Annotated in this window: 7 protein-coding genes; 4 read left to right on the top strand and 3 right to left on the bottom strand. The window is 45.8% G+C overall.

The features are described from left to right. Positions 1–297 precede the first annotated feature (297 nt). Positions 298–1,266: an integron integrase gene (locus JV36_RS0106930; protein ID WP_032095636.1), complete on the top strand. Its 969-nt coding sequence runs from the start codon at positions 298–300 to the stop codon at positions 1,264–1,266. A gap of 62 nt (positions 1,267–1,328) precedes the next feature. Here JV36_RS0106930 and fadA read toward each other — a convergent pair whose 3' ends face one another. Together fadA and fadB are read right to left on the bottom strand one after the other, a co-directional pair. After that, positions 1,329–2,492, bottom strand: coding sequence for an acetyl-CoA C-acyltransferase FadA (gene fadA, locus JV36_RS0106925; protein WP_032095637.1), 1,164 nt, complete (start codon positions 2,490–2,492; stop codon positions 1,329–1,331). Between the two features lie 17 nt (positions 2,493–2,509). Continuing rightward, positions 2,510–4,660, bottom strand: a complete 2,151-nt coding sequence (gene fadB, locus JV36_RS0106920; RefSeq protein ID WP_032095638.1) for a fatty acid oxidation complex subunit alpha FadB — start codon at positions 4,658–4,660, stop codon at positions 2,510–2,512. 612 nt (positions 4,661–5,272) lie between these two features. Between fadB and JV36_RS0106915 the strand changes: the two genes are divergently transcribed. From JV36_RS0106915 to JV36_RS0106905, 3 genes are all read left to right on the top strand, one after another. Next, positions 5,273–7,381 carry a transglycosylase SLT domain-containing protein gene (locus tag JV36_RS0106915; RefSeq protein ID WP_235207792.1) on the top strand — a complete coding sequence of 703 codons (2,109 nt, stop codon included), beginning with the start codon at positions 5,273–5,275 and terminating at the stop codon, positions 7,379–7,381. A gap of 196 nt (positions 7,382–7,577) precedes the next feature. After that, positions 7,578–8,897 (top strand): Xaa-Pro dipeptidase, encoded by a 1,320-nt coding sequence (pepQ, locus tag JV36_RS0106910; protein ID WP_032095639.1) that lies wholly within the window; start codon positions 7,578–7,580, stop codon positions 8,895–8,897. Between the two features lie 126 nt (positions 8,898–9,023). Then, positions 9,024–9,740, top strand: a complete 717-nt coding sequence (locus JV36_RS0106905) for a ZIP family metal transporter (RefSeq protein WP_032095640.1) — start codon at positions 9,024–9,026, stop codon at positions 9,738–9,740. A gap of 43 nt (positions 9,741–9,783) precedes the next feature. On the opposite strand, the gene ispB is transcribed toward JV36_RS0106905, so the two are convergent. Then, complete coding sequence (gene ispB, locus JV36_RS0106900; RefSeq protein WP_032095641.1) at positions 9,784–10,758, bottom strand: octaprenyl diphosphate synthase; 975 nt, start codon at positions 10,756–10,758, stop codon at positions 9,784–9,786. Positions 10,759–11,201 lie beyond the last annotated feature (443 nt).

Below are 11,201 nucleotides of genomic sequence, written 5' to 3'. Positions count from 1 at the left end.
TGCATTGACCGCAAAGCTACAAAGAAAAAATAAAACTAGATACTTCATCTGAAAATTCCTTTTTCCGGTTACCCTAACAATTTAGTGTACGGAAAAAATCCTTTATGCAAGGCGGATTAATTCCATATATCACGTTTTATAGTTTGTTAACTTTCGCACGTAAATGTCCTTTCATCAACAACCTATACTTTCTATCTGAAAATGCTGGCCTTAAGTACGGAATATATCCGTTTTATTTTACCTGTGTTTGAAAAGCAGTAATGCTGTCTGCATTTACAGTTAATAAATTTTATAAAAATGAAATCAATGTTTATGCAAATGGTGGTTGAGCACATGCGAAATCGACGCTATGCGAAGCGCACAATTGAACTTTATACCACGTGGATAGTTAGCTTTATTCGTTTCAATAATAATAGACACCCCTCTGAAATGGCCGATAAAGAGGTAGAATTGTTTTTGTCTCATTTAGTGAATGCTAAGAACGTTGCGCCTGCTACTCAAGCGAGCGCACTAAATGCATTGGCGTTTCTTTACCGAGATATAATAGAGCGTCCACTCACTTTAGAGCTAGACTTTGTTACTAGTCGAAGGCGTGCAAAGTTACCCGTCGTGCTTACACAAGAGGAAGTGGTCTCATTATTTGCGCAAATTCCTGCGAACTTGAAGCTGCCCGTTTCGTTACTCTATGGCAGTGGGCTGCGTTTAATGGAAGCGGTTCGGTTACGCGTGAAAGACATAGATTTCGACTATAACGCTATCCGCATTTGGGATGGTAAGGGCGGCAAGCATCGCATTGTTACGCTGGCCGCCGAGCTAAAGCCTGGGCTTACTCGTCAAATTGGTGTGGTTGAAAACTATTTGGTGGCTGACCTACAAAATCCAAAGTATGAAGGTGTCTATTTACCTCATAGGTTGCGCGTGAAATATAAAAACGGTCCGCGGGAATTGGGCTGGCACTATCTTTTTCCTTCATCGCGGCTATCCGTTGACCCAGAAAATCAAAAGGTGCGTCGACACCATATCGACGAGTCGAGTATTCAAAAGGCCATTAGAAATACAGCGAAGGCCTGCTACATCAAAAAAAAGGTAACGCCGCATACACTTCGCCATTCCTTCGCTACGCACCTGTTACAAGCTGGCGCTGATATTCGTACAGTGCAAACCCAACTAGGTCATTCTGACGTGAAAACCACACAAATTTATACCCATGTTCTGCAACAAGGTGCGCAAGGTGTGGTTAGTCCACTGTCTAGAGTATTGAAATAAAGGTGATAGGTAGGCAACAAAAAAGGGCCCGAAGGCCCTTTCAATAAAACGTGTTTAACTAATTAAACGCGTTCAAATACAGTAGCAATACCTTGGCCTAAACCAATACACATGGTGGCTAAGCCTAGCTCTACATCTTGCGATTCCATCAAGTTAATCAAGGTACCTGAAATACGAGCACCTGAACAACCTAATGGGTGACCTAATGCAATAGCGCCGCCGTTAAGGTTAATTTTATCATCCAGGTTATCCATCCAGCCCAACTGCTTAATGCAAGATAGTGCCTGAGCAGCAAACGCTTCGTTAAACTCAGCCAACTGAATGTCGTCCATCGTTAAACCAGCGCGTTTAAGTGCTTTTTGTGTTGCCGGTACTGGGCCGTAACCCATAATTGCGGCGTCACAACCTGCTACTGCCATTGCACGAATTTTCGCACGTGGCGTTAAGCCTAGCTCTTTTGCTTTATCGGCAGACATAAGCAGCATGCCTGATGCACCGTCCGACAGCGCCGAAGATGTACCTGCCGTTACCGTACCGTTCACAGGGTCAAATACGGGGCGAAGAGCCGCCATACTTTCTGCTGTACTTTCAGGGCGAATAACTTCGTCATGACTTATTAGCTTAAGCGTACCGTCTGCGTCGTGACCTTCCACAGGCACAATTTCGTTGGCCCAGCGGCCTTCGAGGTGTGCTTTGTGTGCTAGCTGGTGAGAGCGAGCGCCAAAGGCATCCTGCATTTCACGGCTAATACCGTTTTGACGACCAAGCAGCTCTGCAGTCATCCCCATCATGCCCGAAGCTTTTGCGGTGTATTTCGCAAGGCCTGGGTGAAAGTCGATGTTGTAGTTCATAGGTACGTGGCCCATGTGTTCAACACCACCAATCATGTAGATATCGCCGCGGCCACTCATAATGCCACTTGTGGCATCGTGAAGGGCTTGCATTGAAGAGCCACACAAACGGTTAACGGTTACCGCACCTGTGGTGCGTGGAATTTGTGTAAGCAGCTGTGCGTTACGTGCAACGTTGAAGCCTTGTTCTTTGGTTTGCTGTACACAGCCCCAAATAATATCTTCTATGTCAGCTGGGTTTACATTTGGGTTGCGCTCTAATAGCGCAGTCATCAGTGCAGCAGAAAGGTCTTCTGCACGAACATTTCTAAATACGCCACCCTTAGAGCGTCCCATAGGGGTGCGTACGCAATCGATTACTACGACGTCTTTCATTTATATTCTCCTAAGGATTAAGCGAAGTAAGATTTACCTTCAGCAGCCATCTTGCGAACGCCATCTGAAATTTGGTAAATCGGGCCAAGGTCAGCGTACTTGTCTGCAAGTGCAACAAAGTTTGCTAGTCCCATTGTTTCAATCCAACGGAAAATACCACCGCGGAACGGCGGGAAGCCTAAGCCGTATAGTAGCGCCATGTCTGCCTCTGCAGCACTGTCTACAATACCTTCTTCTAGGCAGCGAATAGCTTCGTTAGCCATTGGCACCATAAGACGAGCAATAATGTCTTGTGCGTCAAAATCTTTCTTCTCAGAAACGATAGGAGCTAACAAGCTATAGGCTTCATCGGCAGCCACTTTCGTTGGCTTACCACGCTTGTCTTTGCCGTAGTTATAAAACCCTTTGCCGTTTTTCTGGCCTAAACGCTTTTCTTTGTAAAGTACGGTTACTGGGTCATCGCCTAAACGTGCCATACGCTCAGGAATGCCTGCAGCCATAACGTCAGCCGCGTGATCGCCAGTATCAATACCTACTACATCCATAAGATAAGCAGGGCCCATTGGCCAACCGAATTGTTTTTCCATTTCTTTATCAACGGCGACAAAGTCTGCACCATCAAGCAATAGTTGGCTAAAGCCAGCAAAGTATGGGAACAATACGCGGTTAACTAAAAAGCCTGGGCAGTCGTTCACTACAATAGGCGTTTTACCCATGCGTAATGTTGTTGCCACAACAGCATTAATGGTGTCTTCAGACGTTTTCTCGCCGCGAATAATTTCAACTAGCGGCATGCGGTGTACTGGGTTGAAGAAGTGCATACCACAGAAACGCTCTGGCTTATCTAAGCTTTCTGCAAGTTGGTTAATTGAGATAGTTGATGTGTTAGAACAAATAATTGCGTCGTCGGCAACGTTTTGCTCTGTTTCTTTAAGCACTATCCCTTTCACTTTCGGGTTTTCTACTACCGCTTCAATAACTAGGTCAGCATCTTTTATGGCGCTGTACTCAAGGGTTGGCGTAATAGCGTTCAGTGTTTTCGCCATTTTAGACGCGTCTACTTTGCCACGCTTCATGCCTTTGCCTAAAATACTGGCCGCTTCGTTAAGACCTAGGTCGAGTGCGTCAGTATTGATATCTTTCATCACTACCGGCATACCTTTTACGGCACTTTGGTAAGCAATACCGCCGCCCATAATACCGGCGCCTAGTACCGCATTAAGCTTGATGTCTTTCTTGCTGGCTTTTGCTTGTTTCTTGCCTTTGCCTTTTACTAGCTGGTCAGCTAGGAAAATACCAATTTGTGCTTTCGCCGCATCAGTTTTTGCCAGTGCTACAAAGCCTTCATTTTCAACTTTAAGTGCGCCGTCACGGTCCATGCCAGCCGCTTTTTGTACGGTTTCTACCATTTTATGTGGCGCAGGATAATGTTTACCTGCTTGTGCAAATACCATGGCTTGCGCGGTAGAGAAGCTCATCATGGCTTCGTTTTTATTTAGTTGTAGTGGTGCTTTTTTCTGAGCACGACGAGCGCCCCAGTTTAGGTCGCCTGACACTGCATCTTTAAGCATCGACAGCGCGCTTGTCGCGAGTGCTTCTGGTGCCACTACCGCATCAACAGCGCCTTCGGCCATTGCTTTGGCTGCTTTTCTGTCGCGGCCCGTTGTCATCCACTCTAGTGCATTATCGGCACCAATAAGACGTGGTAAACGCACTGTGCCACCAAATCCAGGCATAAGGCCCAGTTTTACTTCTGGCAAACCTATGCTTGCAGTCGTGTCAGCAACGCGAAGGTCACAGGCTAACGCCATTTCACAACCGCCACCAAGTGCAAAACCGTTTACCGCTGCAATTGTAGGGAAAGGTAAATCTTCAAAGCGATCGAATACTTGTGAGGTGTTAGCCACCCACTCTAGTACTTCTGCATCGTCCATGGCAAAAAGGCCAGTGAACTCGGTAATATCAGCACCCACAATAAAGGTGCTTTTTGCTGAGCGAACTACTAAGCCTTTTACGTCGCCTTTGGCAACGAGCGCTTTAGTTGCTTCGTCAAGTTCAGATACCGTTTGACGGTCAAACTTGTTTACTGAACCTTCAGCATCGAATACTAGCTCAGCAAAGCCGTCATCTAGCGGACTGACGGAAAGACTTTTGCCTGTGTATATCATTATCATCTCCTTCGGCATTGGCCAGGATGTTAGTAAATTAAATCCAACTGTGTTGTAGGGCAGTATCAATTTACTAACGCGTTAGGGTGGCTACAGGTTTTACAAAGCCACACAAAAATTCAAACATCTGTTTCAATTTGTCATAAGGTAGTGGTCGGATGACTTAAATTCAAGAGTAAATAGCGAATTCACGCTTCATTTCGGTATTGGTGGTTGTATAATGAGCATAATCAGCGCAAAGCGCCAATCTAATATAAGAATAATCGACAATAAGTCTGCCTATGTTTGTAAAGCATTGCTAACGATGTAAAACATGAATAGGGGCAGTCGGCACAACATCTTCAATGGCATGGAGCCAAGCTGTTAACGCTCATTACTGACTTTTGCTAGGCGTTTATCGCGCTTTCATAAAGTATTTACTAACCATTAAGTAAGTACACAGCTAATTAGTACATATGCAGTATTAATGCGGTTATCACAGCAACATATGCCACTCATGAACGGCCATTGCCATTTCTATGAGTTAGGTATAACGAGCAACTCGGCGTTTTCCACGTTAATGCAAAGCTAGTGCAAAACAGGTTGAGTTCAATTCAGGGTAGGGGGCTTTTTGTGTCTATATATCATTATTGGTCGCGCGTATATCGTCTTCGCGACACCGCTTTTGGCATGCACGCATTGCGGGCTAATAAACTATTGCGGCCCGTTTTTTTATTAAATTGCGCCATGCTAGTGCTTTGTGCACTGCCATTTTCTTCTTTACATGCCGCTCAGCAGCACACGCAAGCCCAATCACTTACCTTGCCGCCAGATATGTACGCTGAAAAACGCCAGCATTTTCTTACGCTAGAAGAAAAGTTGCGTACGTATTCGCGTCGTCGTATTAACGACTTCGACGGTGAAATTTACGCACTGGCAGACTATCCCCTGTACCCTTATTTACTGCGCTTAAAACTAGAGCGCACCATGTCTATTCGCACAAAGCGCGACGTGAAGCAGTTTCTGCACGACTACCGCGGGCAGCCAGTGAGCTATGGCTTGCGATACAAATGGCTTAATTATTTGGCCAAACGCAATCACCAACAGGCCTTTCTCGACAGCTATAGTAGCGGCATGGGGGCAAAACTTACCTGTATTTCACTGAACTACCGTTTACAAAATGGCGAGCCAGCAAAGCAAGTACTGCGAGAAGTAGACACCCTGTGGCTGCACGGTCAGTCTCAACCTGATGAATGCGATCCGCTTTTTGCAAAGTGGAAAAAAGCAGGATTAATGTCGCCTGCTATGGTGATTAAGCGCATTGAAATTGCGGCTAAAGAAAAGAATAGACGCATTATTCCTTATCTTAAGCGTCAACTTCCCGCAAGCGATCAGTACATTGCAGATATTTGGCTATCGGTTACGCGAAGTGTCAGCAGCGTGCAAAAGAGTAAGCTATTTCCCTTAAAGAACGTGCAAAGCGAGCGAGAAGCGCTGGTATGGTCTCTTGAAAAGCTGGCGTGGCAACAGCCAGCCACTGCGGCAAAGGTGTACGAGCGATATGATCAACAAGGCGTATTTTCACAGGCGCAGCGCCATGTTATAAATCGTGCAATTGCGCTTAGCTTTACGTTAGAAAAGTCGCCACAAGCCCACCACTGGTTAGAGAGAGCGGATGCCCCCGGCGCTAACGACGACATAATGCTGTGGCATGTATCACACCTTCTTCGTACAAAGCAGTTTGACGAGGTCATCCGAATTATTGAAAACGCGCCAGAAGCGTTACAACGTAAAGCAAACTATCGGTATTGGCTTGCGCGGTCGCTAGAACAATCTGAGCAGCCCATGCGCGCCACCGTGCTTTATCAACAGCTAGCACAAGAGCGTCACTACTATGGGTTTATGGCAAGTGCGCATATCAACACTTCTCCATCGCTAAAAAACAATCCAGCACCTAAAAATAGCAACGCTATCGCCAAGCTTGCAGTAACACCGGCCACCTTGCGGGCAGTGGAGTTTTTTCGTCTTGACCGCGCGACCGAAGCAAGACGAGAGTGGTACTACTTGCTAACTCACATACCAAATAATCAAATAACCGACGCAGGAATATTGGCCTACGAGTGGGGGTTATACGACCAAGCAATAAGCAGCTTCGCGAGAAGTGGCTACTGGGATGATGTAGAGCGACGCTTCCCTCTTGCCTTTAATGACGTTTTTAGTGAAAAGGCAGAAGCACACAATATCTCTACCTCGTTTGCGATGGCTATTGCTCGGCGAGAGAGTTCGTTTAGAAGTGATGCTGTATCGCCAGTTGGCGCCGCAGGATTAATGCAGTTAATGCCCGGTACGGCAAAATATGTAGCGCAAACTAAAGTTAGTCGCAGTCAGCTTTTTGATGTTAATGAGAACGTAGAGTACGGCGTGCAGTACCTGCGCTATTTGATGGATAAACTGGATAACAACCCGGTACTGGTATCGGCGTCTTACAATGCCGGGTGGAGAAAAGTGTTAGAGTGGCTGCCCGTGAATGAAGCGCTGCCGGTGGACATCTGGATTGAGAATATCCCTTACAAAGAGACTCGAGCTTACGTAAAAGCGGTTATGACGTATCAACATATATACGAGCAGCAGCTTGGCAACAGCAACAACATATTTCCTCAGCTTACTTCGGATATGATCCCATCGGCAGACGCGGTGAGTACACATCCAGTAACCGGTGTTATGCAGTTAGCGCCAAAATAAGGGCGCTGTCAGCTTTTAGGTCAATCGAACTTGGCTGTACCGTTAACGCCACAGCTCAGGTGGCAAGTTAACACTGCTGGGCTGCAGTTTATCGTAGGGGTATAAATAAGAGCACAGGCTCATGGTATACTCGTACTAGAGTAAATGTCAGTAATACAGCATTAGAAAACTAACAACGAACAAAATAAGAGGGGCTATGTCGCACCATAAAGCAACCTACGAACAGCATATAGAAGAGTTACAAGCTAGAACACGCGAAGCATTGCAGCGTGAAGGACTAGACGGTTTAGTCATTCACTCAGGCCAAGGCAAGCGCTTATTTTTAGATGATAACCACTATCCATTTAAAGTGAACCCGCAGTTTAAAGCGTGGTTGCCGGTAATAGATAACCCTAACTGTTGGTTGGTAGTTAACGGTGAAGATAAGCCAACACTTATCTTTTATCGCCCTGAAGATTTTTGGCACAAAGTGCCGCCAGAGCCAAACGATTTCTGGACAGACAGCTTTAACATTGTGTTGCTACAACAGGCCGATGCAGTAGAAAAGCACCTTCCTTACGATAAATCTCGTATGGCGTACATTGGCGAGTATATCGAGGTGGCGAAAGCCCTTGGCTTCGATAACGTGAATCCAGACAGAGTGCTGCACTACTTGCACTATCAACGTGCCTATAAAACAGATTACGAGCTAGACTGTATGCGTGAAGCGAATAAGCTTGCCGTGGCCGGTCACCGAGCCGCAGAACAAGCGTTTCGCGAAGGTAAGAGCGAGTTTGATATCAACTTGGCGTATGCCGCCGCGTGCAGACAGGGCGACAACGACGTGCCCTACACCAGTATTGTTGCTTTAAATGAACACGCGTCTATTTTGCACTACATGCAGTGCGACAATATTGCACCTAAAACATCGCGCTCGTTTCTTATTGACGCAGGCGCCACTTACAACTGCTACGCAGCAGATATCACCAGAACCTACAGCCAAAACTCATCTCTATTTGCAGATTTGATAAAAGCGGTAGACAACGTCACGCTAACACTAGCAGACAGCCTGAAGCCTGGTGTGGCATATACTGATATTCACCTACTGGCACACGACGGTATTGCTCAAATTCTTCACGACACAGGTGTAGTTAACCTAAAGCCTCAAGACATTGTTGAAATGGGAATAACACGTACTTTCTTCCCCCATGGTATTGGTCACTTCCTTGGACTACAGGTACACGATGTAGGCGGGCTTGTTAATGATGATAGGGGCACGCCAAAAACGGCGCCAGAAGATCATCCGTTTTTACGCTGTACTCGTGTCGTAGAGCCTCGTCAGGTATTTACTATTGAACCAGGTTTGTATTTTATTGAAAGCTTGTTGCGAGACTTAAAAGCAACGCCAGCGTCAAAATACATCAACTGGGACACGGTAGATAAGTACAAGCCATTTGGCGGTATTCGTATTGAAGATAATATTATTGTGCACCGTGATAAGAACGAAAATATGACGCGGGATCTCGATCTTAATTAAACGGCCTAATCTTGAACACTGAAAAGAGCAGCGAATCGCTGCTCTTTTTGGTTGGCTTTCATAGATATCAACAGGTGTAACCGAGTCAACAAGCTCCTTTAACACGCACATTGGAAGCGCAAATTTATGTTCGACGCCAGTATTATTAATCTACTTATTGTTGTGACCATTGCGGGTCTAGCTATGCCAGCAGGGGCCTTGCTGGCCACCTATGAGCATATTCAGCCTCAGTGGCGAGAGCAGGAGATACGGCATGGTATTTTGGCCTTAGGGGCAGGGGCTTTGATATCGGCGGTAGGGCTAGTGCTTGTGCCAAAGGGGGTAGAGAATCTCTCTGTTTTTGCAGCAATAGCGTGCTTTATCTGCGGCGCACTTGCATTTATGTTCTTAGATGTTTACTTAGCGAAGAAGAAAACGGCAGGCAGTCAGTTCGCGGCCATGCTCAGTGACTTTGTGCCTGAGTCTATAGCGTTAGGTGCAACTGCCGCGCTTGGTGGCTCTACCATGCTGTTGGGCGCGTTAATCGTGGTACAAAATTTACCTGAAGGATTCAATGCTTATCGTGAAATGGTGCCGAAGAATAAAAAGCGCAGCACAAAGTTAATTTCTATCTTTGTGTTAATGGCATTGCTAGGGCCCATTTTCAGCTTAGTTGGCTACTTCTATTTGGCTCAATTTCCTGTCATCACTAGCGGCATTATGTTGTTTGCAGCGGGCGGTATTTTGTATTCGGTGTTTCAGGATATTGCACCGCAAATTCGAATGGAGAATCATTGGTTACCGCCGCTAGGGGGAATATTGGGTTTTCTGGTTGGGATTATCGGGCACATGTTGGAAGGGTAGCTGCATAAAATTCAGCTACCATTTCAGAGAACAAAAAAATCAGTTAGCTCGTGCGCTCTATTGAGATATGAGCGAGAGCAATTAATGCGTCTTTGTATTGTGAGTCTGGGATAGACGCAAGGCTTTCTATTGCCATATCAACTTCGTTTTGTGCGCACTGTCTGGTGTAATCCAGCGCGCCGGTGGCTTCCATGATCCCTTGAATTCGAGTGAGGTGGGCTAAGCCATTACTCTGTTCAATGGCGTCTCGAATCAGTGTTTTATCGTCGTCGTTTTGGGCATGCCACATTGCATATAGTAAGGGAAGGGTGGGTTTGCCTTCGGCTAGGTCATCACCTGCGTTTTTACCCATTTCTTCACTGTCTGCCATGTAATCAAGCAAATCATCAGCTAACTGAAAGGCTGTGCCTAAGTGCTTACCGTATTCTTGCATGGCGTGTTCAATGGCTTCGCTTTGGTCAGTTAATACTGCTGCAAGCTGTGTGGCAGCTTCAAACAAACGAGCGGTTTTACCGTAGATAACGTCAAAATAACGGGCTTCCGTTGTGTTGGCGTCGTTGCAATTCATGAGCTGCAGCACTTCGCCTTCGGCAATCTGATTTGTCGCTTCAGACAATATCTGCATAACGCGCATGCGCTTAAGGCTTACCATCATTTGAAATGAGCGGGTATATAAAAAATCGCCAACCAACACAGATGCTTGGTTACCAAAAACCGCGTTCGCTGTTTCACGACCTCTGCGCATAGTCGATTCATCAACAACATCATCGTGAAGTAGCGTTGCGGTGTGAATAAATTCAACAATAGCGGCCAGCGTGTGGTGCTCGTTATTTTCAATACCCATTGCTCGCGCGCTAAGTACAGTAAGAAGAGGGCGTAAGCGCTTGCCACCGCTATTAACAATGTAAAAGCCAAGCTGATTGATAAGTGCAACGTCAGAGTCCACTTGTTCTTGAATCAATGTGTTGACTGCTTGCATATCGTCGCTAGACAGTGCGCGAATTTGGTCTATATCCATAGGCATGGCAATAAATACTTACTCTTACGATTGGTGCTGTATTGAGGGCGATTGTACCTTAATGCCACATACTATCCACCAAATTGTCCCAAAAAATCACAGTTTAACGCATTTGAAATGTAAAGGTTAAAACCGCTTTATGTCACAAACTAATACGCACGTTTTGTGCTTGAAGATTCAAACGCTTATATCAGCGCTTGCTGTGCTTACACAACATGTACCATACATGTCATGCTGTAATATCAGATATTGTAAAATTTAGCGGCTTTCGTTGTTTTTCTTGCCAAAGCCGGTGTTTTCTTCATTTTTCTTAGTGCTACAAAAGCGTATGCGCCTATTTTACTACTACTTTTGTCTATAGTTAGTACGTGCTGAAAATCAAAGAGTATCGAGTAAGACCGGTTCTAGCATCTACACACCGTCGCTAGCATTTAGCTAAAACG

Source organism: Alteromonas sp. LOR (genome assembly GCF_000753865.1).
Taxonomy (GTDB): Bacteria; Pseudomonadota; Gammaproteobacteria; order Enterobacterales; family Alteromonadaceae; genus Alteromonas.
This window is presented reverse-complemented; position numbering and strand designations above follow the sequence as displayed.